The organism is Desulfobaculum bizertense DSM 18034 (assembly GCF_900167065.1).
Taxonomy (GTDB): domain Bacteria; phylum Desulfobacterota; class Desulfovibrionia; order Desulfovibrionales; family Desulfovibrionaceae; genus Desulfobaculum; species Desulfobaculum bizertense.
The window spans coordinates 89,841-112,968 of sequence record NZ_FUYA01000006.1; the positions used below are offsets into that span (position 1 = coordinate 89,841).

The window sequence follows — 23,128 nt, forward strand, 5'->3', positions numbered from 1 at the left end:
GAGAGCATATGCAGCTTCGCAGCAGCGGAATACTTCTTCACATCAGCTCGCTCCCGTCAGACTGCGGCATTGGCGACCTTGGCCCAGAAGCCTATGCCTTTGCCCGTTTTCTGGAGCGAACAGGGCAACGCATCTGGCAGATGCTTCCCCTGACGCCAACCTCCACAGACTCGTGGAATGACCCATACCACAGCATCAGTGCCTTTGCGGGCAATCCTCTGCTTATCAGCCCGGAACGCCTCAAAAATTCCGGCTGGCTCAGCAGCGAAGAATTCAGCTCCATGCCCGACTTTCCCAAAGAGCATGTCGACTTTGAGGCGGTCACCGCATGGAAAGGCGAACTGTTCCGCACTGCCTTTTCCCGGTTCACAGCTCGTGAACATCCCGACTACGCCCTGTTCTGCTCGCGCAATGCAGGCTGGCTAAATGATTTCGCGCTCTTCGCGGCTCTGGGAAAAGAACTCAAGGCGCCGTGGTATGAGTGGCCGTCTGGCCTGCGGGACCGAAATGTCACAGCATGTGAACATGCCCGCGAGGAACTCGCGCAGAACATTACCTATGAGAAATTCCTCCAGTGGCTTTTTGACCAGCAGTGGCGGGCGCTCAAACGTTTCTGCAACGAGCGGAATATTCAGATTTTTGGGGACATGCCTATCTACGTCGACCACAACAGCGCGGACCTCTGGTGCAGGCCTGACGAATGGCAACTTGATGAAAAGCGCCAGCCAACAGGTATGGCAGGCGTTCCGCCGGATTATTTTAGTGAAACAGGGCAGCTCTGGGAGAGTCCTCTCTATGACTGGGACGCCATGAAAGACACCGGGTTTGCGTGGTGGCAAAAGCGCATTTTCCGCAATCTGGACCTTTTTGACATCCTGCGCATTGACCACTTCCGGGGGCTTATTGCCTACTGGGACGTTCCGGCAGGCGAAAAAACTGCCCTCAACGGCAAATGGGTTGAAGCGCCATTTCAGGATCTTTTTGACAGTCTGTACTCCCGGCAAAGCTCGCTTCCTCTGGTTGCCGAAGACCTTGGAGTCATCACGCCAGACGTTCGCGAAGCCATGCAGCGCTACGATCTTCCCGGCATGAAAATTCTCCAGTTTGCCTTTGGGCCAGACCTGCCGCAGAACCTCTACGCCCCCCACAACATCCCGCGCCATGCCCTTGTGTACACCGGGACGCACGACAATCTCCCAACACGGGGCTGGTTCGAAGACGAAGCCGATAGCGAGACCAAAACACGTCTCGCAGCGTATCTGGGGCACGAGGCCAGTGCAGAGAGCATCTCATGGGAGATGATTCGTCTGGCCATGCTCTCCCACGCCAACACGGCAATCAGCCCCATGCAGGACCTCCTGAGTCTGGACGGGGCACGCCGCATGAACAGTCCGGGGACACTCAGTGGTAACTGGACATGGCGCATGCTTCCTGCCGCTCTCACTCCAGAGCTGGAAGCCCGCCTGCACCAGCTGACTGTCCTCTCTGGGCGCCACGGTCCAGAACGTCCGACAACACACAGCCCGGCCAGTTCGCAGGGCACAACGCCATAACGAGCACAAGGAGAACACAATGACGCAGGTCACATTACAGGGGAATCCCCTGACGCTTTCCGGGCAGCAGCCCAAACCCGGCGACAACGCCCCAGACTTCACAGTGCTGGACACCGAACTCCAGCCCGTGCACCTGTCTGACTATGCAGGCAAGGTTGTCATTCTCAGCAGCGTTCCTTCTCTGGACACGCCAGTCTGCGACATGGAAACCCGCCATTTCAATACCGAAGCCGCAAGCCTGAGTGAAGACATCGTCATTCTGACTATTTCCGTTGACCTTCCCTTTGCCCAAAAGCGCTGGTGCGGGGCCTCTGGCGTGGAGCAGGTCAAAACCCTCTCGGACCACCGCGACCTGTCTTTTGGAGAACATTACGGTCTGGTCATCACGGAGTTACGTCTTCTTGCCCGGTGCGTCATGGTTGTTGACCGCCAGGGGACTCTGCGATACCGAGAACTTATCCCTGAAATTGCTGATGAACCCGACTATGACGCCGTGCTCAAAGCAGCAAAAAACGCGCTCTAGCACGCTCAGGGAGGGATTTTCCCTCCCTTTTCTTTTTTGGCGCATTGCCAACGCGCACAAAACGCAATAAAACCGGACAGATGAACCAGCCGCACATCCTTGTTGTTGATGATTCTAAATTTCTGCGCAAAGCCATGCAGAGAGAACTCGAACGGCTAGGAGCCAAAGTTGCCCTTGCCGAAGACGGTGAACAAGGCTTTGTCTATGCCTGCCAGCACGCCCACTCGCTTGATCTTGTCATTAGCGACGTGGACATGCCTCATATGGATGGCTTCACCCTGTGCAGAAAGCTCAAAGAATCAGCAGACACCAGCTCTCTTCCCATTGTTATCTGTAGTTCCAGAGACTCAGAACAGGCCATCGAAATGGGCTTTAAGGCGGGAGCCGACGGCTATATTCCCAAGACCAATGGCCGCACGGATTTTTTGCAGCAGGTTCAGCACATTCTGGAGCGCACCAACATCGTCAAAAACAAGCGTGTGCTGGTTGTTGACGATGCCCTGTTTATTCGAAATTCCCTCAAGGATGAGCTTCGGGCAGAAGGATTTGAAGTGTATACCGCGTCCAACGGACAGGAAGCACTTGAATTTTTGCACGGCAAAGACGCGCCCCGGATTCATATCATTGTGAGTGATATTGAAATGCCAGTCATGAACGGGCTGGATTTCCTCATTGCCATAAAGCACAGCGCACTTCTCAAAAACATCCCCTTTCTGGTGATGACCTCCAACTCCGAAGAACGCGTGATTCACCGCATTTTTCAGGCTGGTGCCGCAAGCTATCTGGCCAAGCCCTTCAATTCCACGCATCTCATTCACACCATCAAGAAGCTCCTGTCTGACCAGTTTCTCCAGCTCCTGCGCGAAAAAGAGCGCCTCGAAGGCGAACGAAACCTTTTGCTTGGGTCCATTACCAGCCTGATTCAGGCGCTTGAAGCGCGGGATCACTACACACGGGGTCACTCCACGGAAGTTGCCAGAATCGTGAGTAAAATGGCCAACGAGCTCGGACTGGATGCCGATACCAGAGAAAAACTCAACATCGCTGCAAGCCTGCATGATCTGGGGAAAATTGGTATTCCTGACCATATTCTGCTCAAGCCCGGCAAACTCACAGACGAAGAATTTTCCATCATCAAACAGCACCCCACCATTGGTGCAGACATTCTCCGGCCCATCCCCTCCATGAGCGACCTGATTCCGGCAGTCCTGAGCCACCACGAGCACATGGACGGCACCGGCTACCCGCAAGGACTCAAGGGGCAGGAAATCCCGCTTTTTGGCCGCATCATCGCCGTTGCCGACGTGTATCACGCCCTGACCTCAGACCGGCCCTACAGAAAGGGAATGCCCCGCGAAAAAGCCATCGCCATCATTCTCGAAGAAAAGGGAAGCCACCTCTGTCCTGAGTGTGTGGACGCCTTTCTCAAGGCGTGGCGCTCCCAGTCCTAGCAGCTCCAGATTCATCGTTTTGCCATAAAAAAAAGCTCCAGAGCAATCAGCTCCGGAGCCTGTTGTATCGAATTGCGCAGACGGGGTATTTTCCCCGTCAGATCAATGCTCTTCTGTCGTATTTTTCCACTACCCGGCGCTTTTTTCAAAGCGCGCTCCAAAGAAGAACTCACCAAGCGGTGTGTCTTCCGGAGTCCGAAAACGGCTCAGCAGCTTTGCACCGGGGGTGCGGCGCAGGAAGGTGTCAACCTGCATTTCGTTTTCCTGCGGCGTAATGGTGCAGGTCACGTAAATCAGGGAACCACCCGGCTCCAGAGCATTCCAGGCATTATCCAGAATTTTGGCCTGAAGTTTGGCCAACTCTGTGATGTCTTTTTTGCTGCGGCGGGCTTTGGCATCTGGACGGCGGGACAAAACACCCAGCCCAGAGCACGGCGCATCCACAAGCACACAAGGGAAACGCTGGTCAAAGACCTGTCCCTCGTCTGCTGAGGCAACGGCCGTTGTGATGTCAGAAATACCTTTTGCTTCGAGCAGGGCACGCAAACCACTCAAACGCTTTTCGCTTGGGTCACTCGCATAGATGGGACCTCCGCCAATGGCATGCAGCAAAAGCGTTTTGCCACCCCGACCAGAACAGGCATCCCAGACCGGACGTGCCCAGTCTTCTGCCCCAAGCTCAAACAGAGCCTGCTGCCCGGCCAGACTCTGGCGCACGGCAAAGCCCGCGGCTTCGGCCTCAAGGCACTCAGGACACGGCGCCTGAAACGCCAGTCCAACGGGTGTAGACTCTTTGCACAACTCATTCTCGCGCAGGGCATCATAGCTTTCGCGAGCACCGTCCTTGCGGAAATCAAAGCGCAGGCCAAGGGCCGGAGCCTTTGTCGAAGCCCGAAGCAGTGCAACGGTCTTACGCTCGCCATACGCCTTTCTCCACAGCTTCACGAGCCATGCAGGGCAGGCATAATAGCGGCTCAGGAACGTATCGCGGTCCGCGTCATCCTGTCGGTAAAAATCATGAGAATTGGCCTCTGCGCCAAGGCGGTCAACACCGCGAAGAACAGCGTTGCTCACGCCAGCCAGCCGTGGATTGATGTCACGTTTGACAAAGTCCACGCACCAGTCAACAGAGGCATAGGAGGGAACCCGGTCCAGATTCAGGATTTCAAAAGCAGCAAGTCCCAGCGCCAAACGCATAAGCTTTGGCGTTTTCTTTGGAGCCTTGAGCTGTGAATCCAGCACAAAATCAAGCCGAAGCCTGAGCCGCAGGTATCCATAGACCAGCTCAGTGGCAAGGCCTGCGTCGCGCGGGTCTGGAGTACGCCCGGAAGCGATGGAAGTGAGTGCCGCATCAAGAGCGGCCTGAATGTCCTGCCCCTTGAAAAGGCAGGCAGAAAGTGCGTCTATGGCCGCCAGACGTGCTGGCGGCAATTCTGATCGATATTTCTTTTTCTTGTTCATGATGGGGGGTGCGCCGGACCGGATTTTATGGACCCGGCTTCTGTGGCGGATAAGGGTTCAGGAGGGTTTTGCATAAAACGCTGCAAGGCCTTTTCCACCATAACGGTGGAGACCTGCGTATCCAGACACGGACCATGCGGGCGTTCATTCATCACGCCATACACAGAGATTGGATAGGTGTCCTGAATACCACTGGAAAGATCACGTTCGCACGCAACAGCCAAAATCAGGCGCGGGCGAGTCTGAACAACAATACGCCGGGCAATGGTCCCGCCCGTGGCAATGGCCATTTTCACGCCGTAGTGTTCAGAAATTTCAAGAAGCTTTTTAATGGGGCACTTGCCACAGCGCTTGCAGTTGTTGATGTCGTAGGTCAAGCGCACCTTGCAGTGCGAATTTTGCAGGCAGTGGGGCAAAAGCAGCAGAATGGAAGAAGCGTCATAGCGGCCAGCCTCATTGAGGACCAGCTCATTGTTCACCTTGATGAACGAGGCACGGACCCGGCGCTTCGAAATCCCAAGAACACGCCCCAGAATAACCATCAGGGGCAAAAAGAGCTTGATGGTCAGCCCTCTGAGCCGTCGGGTATACGGCAGGCTATGCCCAACAATAATGTTGAGAACCAACCCCAGCGCAGCCCAGCACACGGCGCCCATTGCAACAAGAATCAACGCACCCAGAACCCACGGAGCGAGTGCGTGAATAGACTCCAGTCCAATGTAGGGCACGTACCACAAGAGCGCCAGAAAAGCACAAAGCAGCAAGGACGCAACAGAAATCAGCCCGATAAACAGGCGTTTACGTTCTGAAACGACCTCCCGGTCTGCCGCGTCAAATTGGGAAAGGGTTTCCTGATGCTCTTTCATGCTTTTCCACAAATCAAAATGTCTATAAGAGATGGATTTCAATGCCTTTACTCTGACCACAGACGGGCTTCAAGTCAAGGCATTGCCTTCCACGTACTATTTCGTTGCACAGCGCTGCATGTAGCCACACAAAAAGGCCTGAGGCTCCATGCTTTTCTTGCCAGCGGGTTTTACCGAAGGAACAAGGTACAGGCGGTCAGCACAGGCAATGGCCAGCTTTCCGTCCACTTCGCCCACAATGGTCCCCGGCTCAGGAGAGCCATACTCACTGCATGCTGGTCCCAGCTCTCCCGGCACAATGGAAATGCGAAGCGCTTTGCTTCGGCCTTCGCCCTGCCAGAAGAAATAGGCTCCGGGCCACGGGAACATGGCGCGGGCACGATTGTGCACGTCCTGTGCGGAACAGCTCCAGTCCAGCTCGCCCTCGCTCTTCTTGAGCTTGTCAGCGTACGTTGCCTCAGCATCATCCTGAGCAATGTGCGCCAGACGGCCTTCCTTGAGGCGCTCAATGGCTTCGGTAATCATCCGGCCACCAAGAGCCGCAAGTTCATCATGGAGCGTCTCTGCGGTGTCATTCATGCCAATAGCCAGGGCACGGGCAAGCAGGATGTCTCCTGTGTCCATTCCCTTGTCCATCTGCATGATGGTCACGCCCGTAAAGTCGTCACCATTCAGAATGGCACGCTGAATAGGCGCTGCGCCACGATATTTGGGCAAAAGCGATGTGTGGACATTCATGGCCCCACTGGGCGCAATGTCCAGCACAGCCTGCGGCAGAATCAGGCCATAGGCTGCAACGACCAAAAGGTCAGGCTCAAGAGCAGCCAGTTCATCAATGGCGGACTGCTCCTTGAAATTCAGCGGCTGATGCACCGGGATGCCGTGCTCAAGTGCGCACTTTTTGACCTCGGTGGGCTTGCAGACCTGACCGCGACCACAAGGGCGGTCGGGCTGGGAGTACGCAGCAATGACCTCACAGCCATCATGGGCAATGAGCGCTTCAAGAATCACGCGGGAAAACTCCGGCGTGCCCATGAACACTACTTTGAATGCTTTTTTGTCCTGCGCAGCCATTTGCTCACTTTCTTGTCATAAAGATTTCTTTTCAGACGGCTCAGATGGTCGATGAACAGCACACCATCGAGGTGATCCAGCTCGTGCTGAAGGCAGATAGCCAGCAGGCCGTCAGCCTCAATATGCACAGGCTTTCCTTCAAGGTCAGTGGCATCCACTGTCACCTTCTCGGCACGCTTCACCTTGCCGCGGTAGCCCACAACACTCAGGCAGCCCTCTTCGGAGTCCACCTCGCCCTCTTTGGACGTAATGCAGGGGTTAACCAGAATGCGCAGCTCTTCGCGCTTTTCTGGGCCTGTGATGTCAATCACGACCAGACGGCAGCTTTCGCCAACCTGCGGAGCAGCAAGGCCAATGCCGTCGCCTTCATACATGGTTTCGACCATGTCTTCGGCAAGCTGTTTCAGCTCAGGAGTCAGCTCGGTAATTTCCTCTGCGGTCTGAGCCAGAACCGGATCGGGATACGTAACAATTTCTCTTTTCATTGCCGCAATACCTGATTTCGGTGCTACATGGGAAAACTCCCGCCACCATGAGCGGCAGCGGGAGCATGTTCACCGTTATTTTGTAGTTTTTTCGCGAAGCTTGATGCCAAGTTCTCGAAGCTGCGTATTGGCCACAGTGCTTGGGGCTTCTGTCATCAGACAGGTTGCCCGCTGCGTCTTCGGGAAGGCAATGACGTCACGGATAGACTTTGCACCCGTGAGAATCATAATAAGTCTGTCCAGACCAAAAGCAATACCACCGTGCGGCGGAGCACCAAACTCGAGAGCGTCGAGCAGGAAGCCAAACTTCTCGCGGGCTTCTTCTTCGCCGATGTTCAGTGCCTTGAACATGTCTTTCTGCACTTCGCTGTTGTGGATACGGATGGAACCGCCACCCACTTCATAGCCATTGATGACCATGTCGTATGCGTTGGAGCGCACTTTGCCGGGATCGGTCTTGAGCAGCTCAACGTCTTCCGGATGCGGAGCGGTGAAGGGGTGATGCAGCGCATTGAAGCGCTTTTCTTCGGCGTCCCACTCGAGCAGCGGGAAGTCGGTCACCCACAGGGCGTTGATCTGCTTGTGATCAATAAGGCCCATGTTCTCACCAATGCGCAGGCGCAGGTTACCAAGAGCAGCGTTGACCATGTCTGCAGGACCAGCCTGGAAGAAGACGATGTCGCCCACTTCGAGACCAAGGCGCTCGGTCAGGCCAGCGCGCTCTTTCTCGGAGAGGAACTTGGCAATCGGGGACTGCCATTCGTTTTCCTTGATCTTGATCCATGCAAGGCCCTTGGCGCCGTAGATCTTGACGAACTCAGTAAGGTTGTCAATTTCCTTGCGGCTCATGCCTGCTCCACCCTTGACCGGGAGAGCCTTAATCAGCTCTGCGGTAGCAAAGAGGCGGAATTCGGAATCTTTCACAACGTCAGAAACGTCGGTCAGAAGCATTTCGAAACGGGTGTCAGGCTTGTCCACGCCGTACTTGTCCATTGCCTCGTCCCAGGTCATGCGAGGGAAGGGCTGGGGAAGTTCCTTGTCGATAACTTCCTTGAACATTTTCCGGGCAAGACCTTCACCCACTGCCATGACCTGCTCCTGATCCACAAAGCTCATCTCGCAGTCAATCTGCGTGAATTCGGGCTGGCGGTCAGCGCGGAGGTCTTCGTCGCGGAAGCAACGGGCAAGCTGGAAATATCTGTCCATGCCTGCAACCATCAGCAGCTGCTTAAAGAGCTGGGGAGACTGGGGCAGTGCATAGAACTGGCCCTGATTCACGCGGCTCGGGACCAGAAAGTCACGGGCGCCTTCAGGGGTGCTCTTGGTCAGGAAAGGCGTCTCAATCTCGAGGAAACCATTCTCGTCAAGGAAGCGGCGCACGCTCTGTGCAGCGCGGTGACGGATGATCATGTTCTGAGCGAGACGGGGACGGCGAAGATCGAGATAACGATACTTGAGGCGCAGGTTCTCTGTCGCTTCCAGACGGTCTTCAATGGCAAACGGAGTGGTGCGGCTGGTGTTCAGCAGCTTCCAGTCTGTCACAACAACTTCAATCTCACCGGTGACGAGATTGGAGTTTGCCATACCCTCAGGACGGGGGCGAACGCGGCCCTTAATGGCCAGAACGTACTCGGTACGCAGAATGTGTGCAGTGGAGTGAGCTTCGGCGTTTTCATCAGGAGAGAAAACGACCTGAGTCAGACCATTGCGGTCACGAAGGTCAATAAAAATCAGGCCACCGTGGTCACGGCGGAACTGTGCCCAACCCATGAGCACGACCTCTTCGCCAACATTCTGTGCAGTCAGCTCCTGGCAGGAGTGAGTGCGAACCCAGTCGCCAAGCGGCTGGATGTACTTCTGATGCTCAAGCTGAATATCTACAGTTGTTTCTTCCATCGAACTTCCCTTCTTATCGAAAAAATGGAGCTGCCGGACGAGCCGGCAGCTTTTTCCACGTCATGGACGTTAAATATGTGGTGTCTAGCGGTTTGCGATCAGATACTCGCACACGGCAGAGGACTTCATGCGTTCCTGCTCGCCGCTTTCGAGGTTCTTCACGGTCACTTCGCCAGCTTCCAGCTCGTCAGTGCCAAGCATGAGGCACCAGCTTGCCTTGGCCTTGTTTGCGGCACGCAGACGGCTCTTCATGCTGCCCTTGGTGTAGCCTGCTTCGCCACACAGTCCAGCAGCACGCAGCTCCTGCGCCAGCATAAGGGCCGGAGTGGAACCCTTCTCGTCCAGCACGGCCACATAAAAATCAATGCCGTCGTTATCCAGATCCTGCAAAAGCAGAGCAAGGCGCTCCATGCCAAGGGCAAAGCCAATGGCAGGCAGGTCCGGGCCGCCAAGCTGCTTGATGAGGCCATCATAACGGCCACCACCAGCAACAGCAGTCTGAGCACCGATGTCGGAGGATGTGACCTCAAAGGTCAGACCCACGTAGTAGTCCAGTCCGCGGACCAGACGCGGATTATGGACAAACTCAACATTCATCTCTGTGAGAATGCGCTTAATTTCTTCAAAAGAATTATGGCAGTCTTCACACAGATAATCGGTGATTTTGGGGGCATCCTTGGTCAGCTCGCGGCAGCGTTCCTGCTTGCAGTCGAGCACGCGCAAAGGATTGCTGTCGACACGGCGGCGACAGTCTTCACAGAGTTCATCCTTGTTGATGGACTCAAAAAATTCTTTCAGAGCCTGACGATGCTTGGGGCGACACTCGCGGCAGCCAAGGGAGTTGATCTCAAAAGCAAGCTTTTTCAGACCAAGCTCACGCAGGAAGGAGTACAGCATCAGCAGTAGCTCTGCATCAGTCTGTGCGTCCTTGGCACCAATCACCTCAACGTCGAGCTGATGGAACTGGCGCATGCGGCCCTTCTGCGGGCGTTCGTACCGGAACATGGGGCCAAAGGTGAACAGCTTGGACACGCTTTCTGCGGCATACAGCTTGTTTTCAATGTATGCGCGCATCAGTCCGGCAGTTGCCTCTGGGCGCAGGGTCAGAGAACGACCCTTTCGGTCCGGAAAGGTGTACATTTCTTTCTGAACCACGTCAGTCTCTTCGCCAATGGAGCGGGCAAAGAGTTCTGTTTTTTCCATGATCGGAATGCGCACATTCTTAAAGCCATAGCGAGAGAAAACCTCGCGGGCAGTGCGTTCCATGAAGTTAAACTTGTTGCTCTCGGGTGGGAAAAGATCCGCAACACCCTTTATTTTCTGAATTTTGCTCATTGTATACTGGTCACTACGTTCAGGATTTCTACGACGTCCACGCATCCCCCAAGAAGTGCGCGGGCCAAGCCGAATGGAGTTAGTCCATACGGCGTCAAATGTCAAAAGTCACGGCTTGTCAAGAATGCTTGTACAGCCTCTTTTTGACCTTTCGCAATGTGCACTGCGTCTCTTTTGTAAAAAAAACGTCCACAACTTTTGCCCCAAGGTCTTTTTTCCATTCATCGCACAAAACAGTCCATGCAGGAGAAACACAAACAGGCATCATGCAGAGCACACTGCGCGACCCGGTTTTTCTGTCCTCTGCTTTGTACGCATCTGCGGCAGCATTTCTGCTCAAAAAACAGTCAGAAACGCGCAGCTCAGTGCCGCGCGCATCTTTTGAATTCTCGTTATGAAGGAGAAGCAGGACGGATATGGTCCCAAAGACTCCCGGTCCTGCGGTGGCTACACACTGCCTCCGCACGGACTCGTCGAAAACGACATAAGCGGTGTGACGAGCTTGTCGTCCAAAAAATCAACCCGAATGGCGCAATACGCTCCAAGTGGAAATGGATACACCCGCCGGTTCACCCGACCAAGAGGCCGGTCCCGACGCCATGTGCATGCTGGCCCCGGAAGTACCGAAGCCTTGCGAGAAATCTTGCGGTTTGCCAGCTTTTCCACCATTCGCGTCATTTCCAGCGGGTTATGCCACTGAATATCAGACAGGTATTCAGCTTCAGCCCCCCGGCAGCGGCGCAGGGTCTGGGTCAGGCTCCACTTGTTCCAGAAACCAATAATCACACCCAGCTTTGCCACCCGAAGCGCTTCCTTGATGACCGCCTCCGGATTCTCGCACAAATCAAGAACCTGAAGCACCGTCGTATATTCATATTCACCATCAGCAAAACCCAGATGTTCCGGGCTTCCGACGTTACAATCCGCGCGCTCACCTATGCAGGTGCGGGCACGCGCCAGCAGTTCGGGTTCCGCATCAACTCCATCAACGTCAAAGCCGCTCTCCCAAAAGGCCTCTAAAAAATGTCCATTGCGGCAGCCTATATCAAGAAGCCGCCCCTCTCGACGGGACCAAATCATGCTCAGACGGCCAACAAGCCTTCGCTGCTGTGAAAAAGCAAAAGCCCCTGGCTGTCCACTGAACCACCGTTCCAACCGTTCCATCTGTACTCTGCTCAATCGTGCGGACATATGAAATCTCCTCGGCCAAAATCAGAATTCGTTCAAGCGAGCGTTCCAGAGATTCTCCCACTCGCCGGAGCACAGGAGAAAGCATCCCCAAACTGCGTGCCAGTGCCAATTTTCCTACGTGCTTCTTTCGGATATAGCACACTCGTCCACGATGAGGCCACGCCTTTCAATCCGCGATTCCAGCAAAAATCCCCCTGCACCAAGGCACAGGGGGATACAGGTTCACGTTACTTGTCTTCGTAGACAGCGCCCGACGCAGCAGAAGAGACCTGCCGCGAATATCGGCGAAGCACCGGCGAATCAGAGCGCTTCTCAAAAGGCTTCAGCTCTGCACGTCGCCGCGAAAGCTCATCTTCATCGACCAAAAGCTCCAGCTCACGCGCCGGAATGTCCAGGCGGATTTTGTCACCATCGCGCACAAGCGCAATCGGGCCACCATCTGCCGCCTCCGGCGAGACATGACCAATTGCTGCGCCACGCGTTCCGCCAGAGAATCTGCCGTCTGTAATCAGTGCGACATCAGCACCAAGGCCCATGCCAGTAATGTTTGCGGTCGGAGACAGCATTTCCTGCATTCCCGGACCACCACGCGGGCCTTCGTAGCGAATCACAACGACATCACCCTTTGTGATCTTGCCACCAAGGATAGCGTCATTTGCGTCGGTCTCGCTTTCAAACACGCGAGCAGTACCGGTCCGCTGCATCATCTCAGGCGCAACAGCAGACTGTTTCACCACTGCCCCGTCAGGAGCAATGTTTCCGCGCAGAATAGCAATGCCGCCCTGTTCAGCGTATGGAGCACTCTCCGGGTGGATGACGCTCTCATCAAGCACCCGCGCGTTCAGCGCATCAAGATTTTCACCCAGCGTCTTTCCGGTCACGGTCAAAACATCAAGGTTCAGCAAATCACGTTTTTTCAGCTCACTCAGCACCGCTGCAATGCCACCAGCCCTATGCAGATCCTGAATATGGTCTGCGCCAGCAGGTGAGAGGCGGCACAGGTTAGGCGTCTTGCGGCTCACCCGATCAAAAATATCCAGATCAAGGTTCAGCCCCGCCTCACGGAATACCGCAGGCAGGTGCAGCACAGTGTTTGACGAGCAGCCCAGAGCCATGTCGGAAGCCACTGCGTTTTCCACCGCAGCCTCTGTCACAATGTCTCTTGGGCAAATATTTTTCTCCAGCAAATCCATCACACGCATGCCTGCCTGCTTTGCAAGCCGCATTCGTGCGCCAGAAACAGCCGGAATCGTTCCGTTCCCCGGAAGTGCAAGGCCAATGGCCTCAGACAGGCAGTTCATGGAATTCGCCGTGAACATGCCCGCGCACGAGCCACAGCCCGGGCACGCCGTCTCTTCCAGGTGCAGCAGCTCTTCTTCCGAAATCTCGCCGCGAAGTCGTTTGCCCACGCCCTCAAAGACCGTAATCAGGTCCGTCGAGTCCGGGCCAGCCATCATCGGGCCACCAGAAACAACTATCGCCGGAATATTCAACCGAAGTGCCGCCATCAGCATGGCCGGAACCGTCTTATCGCAGTTCGGGATCAGTACCAGTGCATCAAACGGATGCGCTCGCGCCATGATTTCCACTGAATCAGCAATAAGCTCACGCGACGGCAATGAAAAACGCATCCCCTCATGATTCATCGCCAGCCCGTCGCACACCGCAATTGTGTTGAACTCCAGCGGCGTACCCCCCGCCATCCGGACTCCTGCCTTCACCGCCTCAGCAACTTTGTCGAGGTGGATGTGACCCGGAACAATCTCGTTCGCGGTATTTGCAATGCCAATCAGTGGCCGATTCATCTCTTCGCGAGTTAAACCTATCGCCGACAAAAGCGACCGGTGTGGAGCCTTCCCAAGGCCCCCTGTCATAGACTTACTACGCATAGCGTTCCCTACTCCTATCAAGTTGTATGTTGCGAATTTCTACCCTAGCCCCCTCCCCCCTTCGTCTTCAAGTGGTTTTATTGGGGTGCTGTCCAAACCCTGCAAGGGGCGCGAGGGTGGGCGGGGACTCTGTCCCCGCACCTCTGCAAGGGGCGCCGCCCCTTGACCCCGCCCAAGGACGAGGCCCTTGGAAATCCCGCTTTCGCCCAAAATTAAAGGGCCGGATGTGTGAAAGCCGTTGGCTTTCCCTTACATCCGGCCCTTTAATTTTGGCCTAGTGGGCGTTTCCCTAACGCGTGTTCTTTTGCCTTTTCCAAACCGCACTTATTTTCTTTCTGAACGCAAGCGTTCAGAAAGAAAATGGTGGCAACGCACGGGAAAGAGAAAGAAGCCGCTTTAGGCAGCCCCAACAAGTTTAAAAACCGTCCAAGCGAAGCTTGAACGGCTTTTAAACTCGATGAGGATACGTAAGGGAATCATTCCCTTACGCGGGGGTTTGGGGGCTGGCCCCCATCTTCCCCCACCCACCCATCCAGCACTAACGTGCTGGGGCAGGCCCCCAGTTTTCTCCCACCCACCAAAAGCAGAGCCCTTTCAACTACTCGGCAATGAACTTCATCGTACCGAGAGGGCGAAAGGTCGTTGCTTGGCGGAGGGTGAGGCGAATGGGGGATCCTTTGGTCAGGGAGAAAGCGCCTTCCCACGGGATGAGCGAGTCATCGAGGGTAAAGATAAGCTTGTTGGTGTCGCCGTTGCTCCAGACGCTTGAGACGCGATACTGCCCGGCGCGGAGGGAGGAGGTCTCCCCTGCTTCCCACTGAATAAGCGGACTCACAGAAGAGGCGGAACCGACAGAGGCGAGCTGAAGGGCTTTCACTTCGCGGGGGTGAATGCGAACGAGACAGGAGCGGCGAATAAATCCGGGGGTCTCGCGAACGAGGCGAGCCTCACAAAGCCCGTTAGCCTTGTCGACATACCGGGGGAGGAAAGCCTTGGAGTCGAGAACGATCTCATACCCGGCATCCTGCCCACTGTTCGCGCCGACCTGAGACACAATGCCTTTGAGATTCAAAATTTCCTCACGCCCAGCGCGGGCGCCACCACCCCAAATGCCTTCAATGACGAGCTGGTCACCTTCGACCGCATCGAGAACACCATTGACGGGAATAAAATGGAGCTTCTTGTTGAGCCAGCAGACAAAAAGAGGAAGCTTGGTTGGCTCTGGGATACTGCTGTTCTTGCCATCCCAGTGCAGCCGAACCTTTCCAATGCGCCGACCGTCACCGCGAAGGTCGAGAGTCTGAAAGCCAGACAGGGCGAGACGCGGCATACTGAGCATGTTCACACCGGGCCGGTCCGAGGCAAAGACAGCGGGAACCGTTCCCCAGTCGGGATTGATGCCTGCGGGTTCAATACGGAGCTGGCCGTTGGAGGAAACGCGAAGCGTGGCTGTGCCTGTGGTTGGGAATTCCTGCCCGTTGATGGAGACGAGCTTGCCACTGCGGGCGTAGCTCTCAATCTCTTTTTCTGTCACCCGGGGCAGCTCAACCTCAACGCCATACTGATGAAGCATGAGCTTGGTCGCGCGAAGCTGCTGCTTCACCTTCCAGCCCAGCTGAATGATGTCCTTGCTGACTTCGATGGCGAGAGCCGGAATGCCGCGATGCGTCAGCGCATAATAGGTCAACGACTTGCGCTGCTCCTTGTGATGCGTGGCATGCTTAAAGGTATTCGTATTGAACAGAGTGAACCGGTAGGAGTGAGGGATTCCCTTGTTGAGATCCTTGAGAACGGCATTTGCCTTGTCGGCAAGGTGAATCTTGTTCTCGAAGACAGGGGTATCGATGATGATAGACTGGCCATATTTCTTGGGATTGCGAAGCACGTCCTCGTAGGTAGGACGATAAAAGCCAGAGCCTTCATGCAAATGAATCAGCCCGTCACAGCGGTCGAGGAGAAAACGAATGGCGCGGGCAAGGCTGTCCTCAAAATAATTGCTGTAGTCCTGATCGAAACGCCGGTTCAGATCGACGTTAATCTGGCGCCGCCGCACGTTCACCGTAGGCACGTTGGCGCGGGGGACAATGAACAGCGTGCCGTTTTTGACTTTTGCGCGAGTGAGAATCTGCGCAGTGATGAATCCGGAAGACTCGTCTCCCTGAATACCACCCTGCACCATCACCGTGGGACCGGGTTTCTCACCTTTGAGGACGTGAACAGTGAGAGGATACTGCGTTCCCTTAAAAAAGGTGAAGGCAGAAGAAGCGGGGGCACTGGCGGCGGCACTCGCAGTGGAGGCGCATAAACAGCCAAGCGCGAGACTAAGACAAAATATTCGACAAAGGATACGTTTCACGGAAAAGAATCTGCCCAGAGCTATTGGTGATGCTCAGCCGCAGGCCAAAAATGGAATCAAATGGCAAATCCTTTGGAAGCGTAATACTGAGCGAAAAGGTTTTGAAACGCTGGATGCTAAAGTCGGTTTCGTCAGTGGGAAGGCCAAGAGGCACAAGCTCGGCTTTGGCGTTAATCAGGTCCAGACTCACCTTGCCAGCAATACCGCTGGACGTGCGCAGGTTGTTCAGATTGAAACGACAGACAAGATTGCCGCCTTTTTCTTTGGCGCGCAGGTTGGAGATCTTCACCTGCTCAAGATCCACGTGCGTAAAGAGTGCCCGCAGATCGAACTCCGGTTCTGGCTCCTTTTTTTCTTCGGGGACAACCGGAGTCACGGAACTCAGCAGAGTCTGAAGCTCTTCTGGATCGTTGGATTTCAAAATTCTGTCAACGTTGTGCAAACGCTCCAGTTCCATCTTGGAGTTTTGGAGCTGCCGCTGCTCAACGCGAAGCTGCTCAGAAAGCGAAGAAATTTTAAGCTGCGAGCGGACGCCCCACCACGAACCAACTCCAGCAAGAAGACAGAGAAGCAGACCAAGTAACACCGCACCACGCACCCAGCCCACGCCCATCCGAAAGCGTCGAACCGGGCTGTTATCCCTCATCATCAGCACAGTGTATTTGGTTTCTTTCATCAGATACGGCTCCAGGTCTCTCTTAGGATTTTCCAGCCATCACGGTCTGGAATAAATACAAGCTTCTTTTTACCTCGGTCAGCATAGCCATTACGGGCCTCGTAGTTCTGGATAAAGGACACCTCAATGCCATCTGATGCGATGCGGTAGTGAACCTTTTCCAATCCAACGCGCTGTGGTGCAGAACGTTTCCACAAGTTTCGTTTGTGGTCCAGAATGGCATATCGGCCAATCCGTCCGTCTTGCTTAGCTTTTTTCTGGTAAAAACTTGCGTATCCGTCAAGGTCCTGTGCCAGCCACGCCTTTCGCCATGCATCCAGAACAGGGGCAATTTCTGCCTGAGACCGCTCAAGATAGAGCGCATCAAGCGTCACGGGTGAGTTTTCCCAGCCACGACCAACAATGCGAAATTCACCAGAGGCATCTTTCTGCCAATATAGACGCTTAATGCCCTGTGTCACGTAGTTTGGAGCACGATAGTACTGCGTAAAATACGTCACGTAATAATCAGGACCGGGAAGGACGCGGATGTCGTCCACAAGCACCTGAATCCAGTCATAGCGATGAAAGAGCCGTTCTTTGTGGGCCTTAAACGCCTCAAAGGAAACGGAATCCGAGAGGGAAAACTTCACGGGATCGTAACAGTCAAAAAAACTGCCGGACCGGGTTTCCCAACGCTGCGCCCAGTTCTCAACGGCAAGAGCGAGAGCATCAAAATCCGACGCATACTCACCGGAAGCAGGCTTTTCGCCAATCTCCATGCTGTGCGTAATGACCACGGGCAGGCCCGGAGACACTTCTGTTTCGATGGAATTCAGATCCGCAGCAGTGAGCGCGACACAGCCCTGCGTATCGCGAGGAACAAGCGGCTTGCCCCGACCATGAAGCCAGATGCCGTAGCCCGTCTTGCCCTTGATACGATCAATGGGATTGGGAAAATCCAGCGTAAAGGCCTGATCCCCATATAAGGTGTAATTCAGGCCACCCTGAAGATGGCGCTGTACAAAGTACACACCTTCGGGAGTCTTTTTGTCGCCCTGAACCAGCTTGTCACCAAGACGCTGGCCAGTGGTGCACGGGATGTCCCGAACGCTTTTGAGCGGGCTTTTTTGGGTAAGAATAGAGAATTCCTGTGCAGCTTTGTCTACAGCAAGGAATTTAGAGGGCAGGCGTGGATGACTATACAGAGTCGTGTCCCACTCTGTTGCCAGAGACGCCTGTGCAAAGAGCAGCACAAGCGCCAGTGCGTGTAAAAATATGCGTCCGTTCACGGGGTCTCTACTTGTAATGCTCCCAGTCGAACGCCAAGCGCCCGGCTGGACCTGAAACAAGGAGGCGTACCGGCCCCTCGCTCAGGGGCTGGAAGCGGATAAGGAAATACTTTTGCCACCTGTTGTAGTGCGGGTAAAAAGCTGCAAGCTTTTCAGGGGGCCAAGCATCATAGTTTACGCGGCGTAAGTCAACCGGCAGGAAGACCTTTCCGTTCTGGATGGCGACCACGCGCCAGTTTCTCATTCTTGTATCGAGACTGCGCAGGTCTTTTTTTGAGCTTTCCACAGCGACCACAAAGTCGGTTCCGACCTTGTGTGCAGCAAGCTGGTCGTCGAGGAATTTCTGCTTTGCCGCAGGCTCCAGAGCATACACATCAGCCCAGTGGTCCGTGAAGCTGCGCCGCCATGCGTCGCTTTTGAGTAGAACACGCACTTCGGCTTCCCGGTCGATGCCGTTATACAGCGTTTCGGTCCGGGTCCACTCGTCACTTGTTTCCACATACTGGTCCATGAGACCGGGCCAAATGAACTCAAGAGCCTGCTGGCTCTGGTTTGCACAAGAAGCCAGAGCCAGACAGGCAAAACATGCGAGGATGAGGGCGTTACGCCTTACCTTCTTCAAGAAGTTCTCTCCGGGTGAAGATGGATGTAAGTTCCAGCCCGGCATTCTTGAGGTTCTCACGACCACCCTCTTCGCGGTCCAGCACGCAGACTACACCAGCGATTTCGAGACCAGCGTCGCGCACGCGCTCACAGGCCTTGATGAGGGTTCCACCAGTGGTCACGACGTCTTCGAGCAGCACAACTTTTGCGCCCTGCTCAAAGTTGGCCATACCTTCGAGGTACTGGTTGGTGCCGTGGCCTTTTGGCTTCTTACGAACGATAAAACCGGGCAGTGGCCGACCTTCTGCGAAGGACGTAACAGTCACGGAGCTGACCAGGGGGTCTGCGCCGAGAGTCATACCACCAACACCGTCAATATCATAATCTTTCAGCAATTCCAAAAAGAGCTTTCCGATGAGATATGAGCCTTCGGCATGCAGAGCAGTCTGCTTGCAGTCGAAGTAATAGTCGCTCTTTTTACCAGAAGTCAGGGTGACTTCGCCTTCCATGTAGGACTTGTCCAGCAGGATGCGGGCAAGACGCTTTCTGAGATCAGTCATGCTTACTCACCAAAAACACGGTTAAAGATGAAGTCTTCCTGAGAAAGGTAGTATCCGTAATCAAAGAGTTCATCGAGCTTCTCAGCGGAAAGACGGGAAGAAATTTCGTCGTCCTTGCGTGCCTCTTCCGGGAAGTGCAGGCGCTCGTTCCAGCAGCGCATAGCCACAGCCTGAACCATCTCGTATGCCTTCTGGCGCGGGAGACCGGTTTCAATCAGGGCCAAAAGCACACGCTGGGAGAAGAACAACCCGTAGGAGAGGTTCAGATTCCGCTCCATGTTCTCGGGGTTGATCTTCAGGTTTGCCAGAAGACCAGCAAGGCGGTTCAGCACGTAGTTCGCAATGATGGTGCAGTCAGGCATGATAACACGCTCCACAGAAGAGTGGGAGATGTCACGCTCATGCCAGAGCGCCATGTTCTCAAGGCTGGCCATAGCATTGGTCCGCAGCAGGCGGGACAGGCCAGTCATGTTCTCGGCAGAGATGGGGTTCTTTTTGTGCGGCATGGCAGAAGACCCCTTCTGGCCCTTGGAGAAGCCTTCTTCGACTTCCAGCACTTCGGTGCGCTGGAGGTGACGCAGCTCAACGCAAAGGCGCTCAATGCCGCCAGCGAGCAGTGCCAGAGAGGTAAAGAACTCTGCATGGCGGTCGCGCTGGATGATCTGGGTGGAGATAGGATCAACCGAGAGACCGAGGATCTCGCAGGTGGTCTTTTCCACTTCCGGATTCAGGTGTGCGTAGGTACCAACGGCGCCGGAAATTTTGCCAACGCTCACGTTCTTCCATGCATGGAGGAAACGTTCCTGGTGGCGCTTAAATTCAGCGTAGAAGCCAGCCATCTTGAGGCCAAAGCTTGTGGGTTCAGCATGAACTCCGTGAGTACGGCCGATAACGATGCGGCCCTTGTGGGTGTGTGCAAGGGTCTTCAGGGTATCGAGCAGCTTCTCAATGTCTTTGGCAATGAGAGCGCCAGCACGGGAAAGCAGGACGCCGTTAGCTGTATCAACAATATCAGAAGAGGTGCAGCCGAGGTGGATAAAGCGGCTCGAAGGGCCAACTTTTTCTTCAACTGCGGTGAGGAAGGCGATGACGTCATGCTTTGTCTTCGTCTCGATTTCGAGAATTCGCTCCAGCTCGAAATCTGCCTTCTCTCTGATGGTCTTCATGTCCTCTTCGGGAATGACACCCAGCTTCAGCCAGGCTTCACAAACCGCCAATTCAACTTCAAGCCAAACCCTGTACTTGTTTTCCAGGGACCAAAGGCTCCCCATTTCGGGACGGGTGTAGCGTTCAATCATGGTATAATCCGTTTTGGAGGTGAAAGTGTCAGCCCGGATAATCCGGGATTGCGGCAAAAAAAAAGGCAGCAACTGCTGCCTTGCGCCGCACCTTAGGCCTGCGGCGAAGAAGTCTTCGCGGGCTTGGCGGTCTCTTTCTTCGGAGGATTTGCTGTCTGCGTACGATTTTCCACGTCAGACTTTGCACTGCCATGGCTTCCGCCCTTGCAGTAATCCGTCACGTACCAGCCAGAGCCTTTCAGGACAAAACTGGTATTAGAAATAAGACGCTTGGAAGGAGCGCCACAATTCGGACAGGGCATGTCCTTCTCGTCAAAATTCTTTTGCCATTCTTCAAAAACTTGATTGCACTCTGTACAGCGATATTCATAGATAGGCATTGATTCACCTCATGCATCCTTCTGGATTATGTGCGCCAGTTAGGCATGCATTCCAAGGTTGTCAAGAAGCGCCCGTCGGAAAACTTCTGGCGAGCGTTGCGCGGGGCAGGGCGTCCGGGCCGTGGAAACCCCACCCGGCAACCACTCAGCAAAAACTCGCTATTTAGCAGCCTTTGCTTCTTTGATGCGAGCCTTCATGCTCTCTTTTTTACGCTTGCGGCGACGATCCAGTTCTTTTTTACGCTCGTGCTTTTTATGAGCCATTGTGGATTCCTCCATTTTATAATCAGTATAAACAGGTGGCATGCTTTACCCGCAAAGCAGCCAGTTTGTAAAGCCCCGCCAGGGCCAGAACCAGCAGCATCACGAGTCCGCCACACCGGAAGAATCTGCGATTGTGCAGTATTCCGACGGCAAGAGTGTACTTTACGTCTTTTTCCACTTCTTGCAACAGGCAGAAATTGGCCTGTACTAGCCTTCCAGAGAATACAGCGGACCGGGTTTCAGCACACCGGCCAAGGCATCGGAGCCTTCTGCAAGAGCTTTGACTTCATCATAGCCCTGACTCAGCAGGTACCCAAAGGCCAAGGCAGCGCGGAACGAGCTGGCACAAAATGGAACGATGAACTTGTCACGCGGCAGTTCGTCGAGGCGCTTTGGCAGCTCATCCAGCGGGATGTGCTTTGCAAAAGGAAACTCAACGTATTTCACCTCTTCCGGGGCGCGCACGTCCAAAAACAGAAAGTGCGGATTCGTGATGAGATTCACCGCCTCATCGACATGAAAAGAGTACTGGCCTGTTGCAAAAAATTCAAAATCCATTTTCTCAAGTTCAGAAGCGAACGTATCCATGTGTATTCCTCCTCGGTTTTTCATCTGCAGGAAAGATGCGACTGTTCCAAGATTTAGGCAAGAATCCGAGTCAAAAACTTCCACACAGTTTTCCTGCGCCACACACAACAAGGAACACAAAATGTTCATAAAAGGAACTGTATAAACAAACAGATAATGCAGTTACGAACATATGGAACACCAAGGGACTCAAATCCGGGGCGCTGCATGGGAGAAAAAAAGATGTCAGACACAAAAAAACGCAGTTCCGCACAGAGGCAAAATTGCGTTTCGTTGTACAATGCTATGAATTGTTTGAAGATTCTGCTACAAAAGTTCTGAGCTTAACGTAAGAGAACAAAATCGGATGACGAATGGAACCGGAGTTGTTTTGCAGACAGGCCAAGGCTTTCGTACTCACTCAGCATTGTCTTTTTATGCCCCAGCACATCACTGTGGTACCGTTCAGGACAATGCAGCTCTCGTGGAGTCGAGCCAAGTTCGCGACATTTTTCTGCGATGGCAAGGAAGAGTGCCCGCGAGCGGACAAGCTGCCCCATTGCCGGATGCCACGGCCCCGCAATGATGGCGTTCTGCAAATCCTGCTCAGGAGCCAGACCAATCCGGATGACCGTCGTGCCAGCCTTCCACAGCTGCAAAAGGCCCTGCCCCAGTTCACGGACAACACTGTCCTGTGCCCACGGGGTGTATCCGCCACGTTCATGAATGCGGGCAAGTGGAGTGCCCCGCAACACAACACACGGATACAGTCTGGCAACCTTGGCCTGCTGAGCGCACGCGGCCTGAATGTCCTGTGCAAAGGCCTCCGGAGTCTGCCCCGGCAGTCCCGGCATAAGCTGAATGCCAAGCTCCAGCCCTGCGTCATGAACCATAGCGCAGGCGTCAAGGGCCTGCTGACGGGTGTAGCCCCGACCGGAAATGGTCAGCGCATGCTCGTCAAAACTCTGAATGCCAAGCTCAACCATGTCCAGACCAAGGGCTTTGAGCCGCTTGAGCATGGGAACAGTGATTGCGTCCGGACGCGTGGAGCAGCGAATATGGGTCAAAAAGCCCGACTGCTTAAACGCTTGTACGCACTCAAGAAAGCGCTCAGGCCATGCATTGGGCAATGCCGTAAAGGTTCCGCCATAAAATGCAAGACCAAGTGAGTGAACGCTTTTTTTCACTGCAAGGTTGAGACTTTGTTCAAGATTAGAGTATACTGCACGCAGTGGCTTCGGATTTTGTCCGGTAAGCTCAGGCTGAGAACAGTACACACAGCGAAAGGGACACCCGGCAAAGGGAAGGAAAACAGGCCAGACGCGCTTATGCTCGACTGGCGGTGCCGGATGTTGAAATACAAGAGTGTCTCTTTTTTGCGAATGCATGTTTATTCTGAAATGTGCTTGAACGGTTGATGAAACTTAGG

At 54.5% G+C, this 23,128-nt stretch carries 21 protein-coding genes; 4 read left to right on the forward strand and 17 right to left on the reverse strand.

Features of this window, described 5'->3' with window-relative positions:
* Nucleotides 1–8 precede the first annotated feature (8 nt).
* The 3 genes from malQ to B5D23_RS09935 all read left to right on the forward strand — a co-directional run bounded on the left by malQ (nucleotide 9) and on the right by B5D23_RS09935 (nucleotide 3,527).
* Nucleotides 9–1,553, forward strand: coding sequence for a 4-alpha-glucanotransferase (gene malQ, locus B5D23_RS09925; protein ID WP_078685282.1), 1,545 nt, complete (start codon nucleotides 9–11; stop codon nucleotides 1,551–1,553).
* Nucleotides 1,554–1,572: 19 nt separating this feature from the next.
* Complete coding sequence (gene tpx / locus B5D23_RS09930) at nucleotides 1,573–2,076, forward strand: thiol peroxidase (protein WP_078685283.1); 504 nt, start codon at nucleotides 1,573–1,575, stop codon at nucleotides 2,074–2,076.
* Nucleotides 2,077–2,156: 80 nt separating this feature from the next.
* On the forward strand, nucleotides 2,157–3,527 hold the full coding sequence (locus B5D23_RS09935) for a response regulator (RefSeq protein WP_144012602.1): 1,371 nt from the start codon (nucleotides 2,157–2,159) through the stop codon (nucleotides 3,525–3,527).
* Nucleotides 3,528–3,656: 129 nt separating this feature from the next.
* Here the strand turns inward: B5D23_RS09935 and B5D23_RS09940 are convergent, their stop codons facing one another.
* The 15 genes from B5D23_RS09940 to B5D23_RS10015 form a co-directional block, all read right to left on the reverse strand.
* Nucleotides 3,657–4,988 (reverse strand): RsmB/NOP family class I SAM-dependent RNA methyltransferase, encoded by a 1,332-nt coding sequence (locus B5D23_RS09940; RefSeq protein WP_078685285.1) that lies wholly within the window; start codon nucleotides 4,986–4,988, stop codon nucleotides 3,657–3,659.
* Nucleotides 4,985–5,854, reverse strand: a complete 870-nt coding sequence (locus B5D23_RS09945; protein ID WP_078685286.1) for a DUF116 domain-containing protein — start codon at nucleotides 5,852–5,854, stop codon at nucleotides 4,985–4,987. The genes B5D23_RS09940 and B5D23_RS09945 overlap by 4 nt, the downstream gene beginning before the upstream one ends.
* Nucleotides 5,855–5,950: 96 nt before the next feature.
* A complete protein-coding gene (fmt, locus tag B5D23_RS09950; protein WP_078685287.1) occupies nucleotides 5,951–6,928 on the reverse strand; it encodes a methionyl-tRNA formyltransferase in 978 nt (325 codons plus the stop codon).
* The gene (def, locus tag B5D23_RS09955) at nucleotides 6,895–7,413 is read right to left on the reverse strand and encodes a peptide deformylase (RefSeq protein ID WP_078685288.1); all 519 of its coding nucleotides are present in this window, start codon (nucleotides 7,411–7,413) and stop codon (nucleotides 6,895–6,897) included. Before def ends, fmt begins: the two co-directional genes overlap by 34 nt.
* A 75-nt stretch (nucleotides 7,414–7,488) precedes the next feature.
* Nucleotides 7,489–9,309 (reverse strand): aspartate--tRNA ligase, encoded by a 1,821-nt coding sequence (gene aspS, locus B5D23_RS09960; protein WP_078685289.1) that lies wholly within the window; start codon nucleotides 9,307–9,309, stop codon nucleotides 7,489–7,491.
* Nucleotides 9,310–9,393: 84 nt separating this feature from the next.
* Entirely contained in the window at nucleotides 9,394–10,644 is a 1,251-nt protein-coding gene (gene hisS, locus B5D23_RS09965) for a histidine--tRNA ligase (RefSeq protein WP_078685290.1), read from the reverse strand.
* 447 nt (nucleotides 10,645–11,091) lie between these two features.
* Complete coding sequence (locus B5D23_RS09975) at nucleotides 11,092–11,835, reverse strand: class I SAM-dependent methyltransferase (RefSeq protein ID WP_078685292.1); 744 nt, start codon at nucleotides 11,833–11,835, stop codon at nucleotides 11,092–11,094.
* 227 nt (nucleotides 11,836–12,062) lie between these two features.
* Nucleotides 12,063–13,724: a dihydroxy-acid dehydratase gene (gene ilvD, locus B5D23_RS09980; protein ID WP_078685293.1), complete on the reverse strand. Its 1,662-nt coding sequence runs from the start codon at nucleotides 13,722–13,724 to the stop codon at nucleotides 12,063–12,065.
* Nucleotides 13,725–14,322: 598 nt separating this feature from the next.
* Nucleotides 14,323–16,080 (reverse strand): M99 family carboxypeptidase catalytic domain-containing protein, encoded by a 1,758-nt coding sequence (locus B5D23_RS09985; RefSeq protein ID WP_078685294.1) that lies wholly within the window; start codon nucleotides 16,078–16,080, stop codon nucleotides 14,323–14,325.
* Nucleotides 16,046–16,756, reverse strand: a complete 711-nt coding sequence (locus tag B5D23_RS09990; protein WP_078685295.1) for a hypothetical protein — start codon at nucleotides 16,754–16,756, stop codon at nucleotides 16,046–16,048. The genes B5D23_RS09985 and B5D23_RS09990 overlap by 35 nt, the downstream gene beginning before the upstream one ends.
* The gene (locus B5D23_RS09995) at nucleotides 16,756–18,027 is read right to left on the reverse strand and encodes a L,D-transpeptidase family protein (RefSeq protein ID WP_159445974.1); all 1,272 of its coding nucleotides are present in this window, start codon (nucleotides 18,025–18,027) and stop codon (nucleotides 16,756–16,758) included. Before B5D23_RS09995 ends, B5D23_RS09990 begins: the two co-directional genes overlap by 1 nt.
* A 7-nt stretch (nucleotides 18,028–18,034) precedes the next feature.
* Nucleotides 18,035–18,649, reverse strand: coding sequence for a hypothetical protein (locus tag B5D23_RS10000; protein ID WP_078685297.1), 615 nt, complete (start codon nucleotides 18,647–18,649; stop codon nucleotides 18,035–18,037).
* Entirely contained in the window at nucleotides 18,630–19,190 is a 561-nt protein-coding gene (gene pyrE, locus B5D23_RS10005; RefSeq protein ID WP_078685298.1) for an orotate phosphoribosyltransferase, read from the reverse strand. Before pyrE ends, B5D23_RS10000 begins: the two co-directional genes overlap by 20 nt.
* A gap of 2 nt (nucleotides 19,191–19,192) precedes the next feature.
* Nucleotides 19,193–20,488, reverse strand: a complete 1,296-nt coding sequence (gene purB, locus B5D23_RS10010; RefSeq protein WP_078685299.1) for an adenylosuccinate lyase — start codon at nucleotides 20,486–20,488, stop codon at nucleotides 19,193–19,195.
* Between the two features lie 92 nt (nucleotides 20,489–20,580).
* The gene (locus B5D23_RS10015; protein WP_078685300.1) at nucleotides 20,581–20,868 is read right to left on the reverse strand and encodes an FmdB family zinc ribbon protein; all 288 of its coding nucleotides are present in this window, start codon (nucleotides 20,866–20,868) and stop codon (nucleotides 20,581–20,583) included.
* A gap of 304 nt (nucleotides 20,869–21,172) precedes the next feature.
* Here B5D23_RS10015 and B5D23_RS15065 point away from each other — a divergent pair, with 304 nt between their 5' ends.
* On the forward strand, nucleotides 21,173–21,343 hold the full coding sequence (locus B5D23_RS15065; protein ID WP_159445975.1) for a hypothetical protein: 171 nt from the start codon (nucleotides 21,173–21,175) through the stop codon (nucleotides 21,341–21,343).
* Here the strand turns inward: B5D23_RS15065 and B5D23_RS10020 are convergent.
* The gene (locus B5D23_RS10020) at nucleotides 21,340–21,720 is read right to left on the reverse strand and encodes a rhodanese-like domain-containing protein (RefSeq protein ID WP_078685301.1); all 381 of its coding nucleotides are present in this window, start codon (nucleotides 21,718–21,720) and stop codon (nucleotides 21,340–21,342) included. The genes B5D23_RS15065 and B5D23_RS10020 overlap by 4 nt on opposite strands.
* A gap of 323 nt (nucleotides 21,721–22,043) precedes the next feature.
* The gene (locus B5D23_RS10025) at nucleotides 22,044–23,087 is read right to left on the reverse strand and encodes an elongator complex protein 3 (RefSeq protein ID WP_078685302.1); all 1,044 of its coding nucleotides are present in this window, start codon (nucleotides 23,085–23,087) and stop codon (nucleotides 22,044–22,046) included.
* Nucleotides 23,088–23,128: the final 41 nt, after the last annotated feature.

Excerpts from the sequence above, each read along its gene's own strand:
- malQ (WP_078685282.1), top strand. The coding sequence starts at position 9 with ATGCAGCTTCGCAGCAGCGGAATACTTCTTCACATCAGCTCGCTCCCG.
- tpx (WP_078685283.1), top strand. The coding sequence starts at position 1,573 with ATGACGCAGGTCACATTACAGGGGAATCCCCTGACGCTTTCCGGGCAG.
- B5D23_RS09935 (WP_144012602.1), top strand. The coding sequence starts at position 2,157 with ATGAACCAGCCGCACATCCTTGTTGTTGATGATTCTAAATTTCTGCGC.
- B5D23_RS09940 (WP_078685285.1), bottom strand. The coding sequence starts at position 4,988 with ATGAACAAGAAAAAGAAATATCGATCAGAATTGCCGCCAGCACGTCTG.
- B5D23_RS09945 (WP_078685286.1), bottom strand. The coding sequence starts at position 5,854 with ATGAAAGAGCATCAGGAAACCCTTTCCCAATTTGACGCGGCAGACCGG.
- fmt (WP_078685287.1), bottom strand. The coding sequence starts at position 6,928 with ATGGCTGCGCAGGACAAAAAAGCATTCAAAGTAGTGTTCATGGGCACG.
- def (WP_078685288.1), bottom strand. The coding sequence starts at position 7,413 with ATGAAAAGAGAAATTGTTACGTATCCCGATCCGGTTCTGGCTCAGACC.
- aspS (WP_078685289.1), bottom strand. The coding sequence starts at position 9,309 with ATGGAAGAAACAACTGTAGATATTCAGCTTGAGCATCAGAAGTACATC.
- hisS (WP_078685290.1), bottom strand. The coding sequence starts at position 10,644 with ATGAGCAAAATTCAGAAAATAAAGGGTGTTGCGGATCTTTTCCCACCC.
- B5D23_RS09975 (WP_078685292.1), bottom strand. The coding sequence starts at position 11,835 with ATGTCCGCACGATTGAGCAGAGTACAGATGGAACGGTTGGAACGGTGG.
- ilvD (WP_078685293.1), bottom strand. The coding sequence starts at position 13,724 with ATGCGTAGTAAGTCTATGACAGGGGGCCTTGGGAAGGCTCCACACCGG.
- B5D23_RS09990 (WP_078685295.1), bottom strand. The coding sequence starts at position 16,756 with ATGAAAGAAACCAAATACACTGTGCTGATGATGAGGGATAACAGCCCG.
- pyrE (WP_078685298.1), bottom strand. The coding sequence starts at position 19,190 with ATGACTGATCTCAGAAAGCGTCTTGCCCGCATCCTGCTGGACAAGTCC.
- purB (WP_078685299.1), bottom strand. The coding sequence starts at position 20,488 with ATGATTGAACGCTACACCCGTCCCGAAATGGGGAGCCTTTGGTCCCTG.
- B5D23_RS10015 (WP_078685300.1), bottom strand. The coding sequence starts at position 20,868 with ATGCCTATCTATGAATATCGCTGTACAGAGTGCAATCAAGTTTTTGAA.
- B5D23_RS15065 (WP_159445975.1), top strand. The coding sequence starts at position 21,173 with ATGCTTTACCCGCAAAGCAGCCAGTTTGTAAAGCCCCGCCAGGGCCAG.
- B5D23_RS10020 (WP_078685301.1), bottom strand. The coding sequence starts at position 21,720 with ATGGATACGTTCGCTTCTGAACTTGAGAAAATGGATTTTGAATTTTTT.
- B5D23_RS10025 (WP_078685302.1), bottom strand. The coding sequence starts at position 23,087 with ATGCATTCGCAAAAAAGAGACACTCTTGTATTTCAACATCCGGCACCG.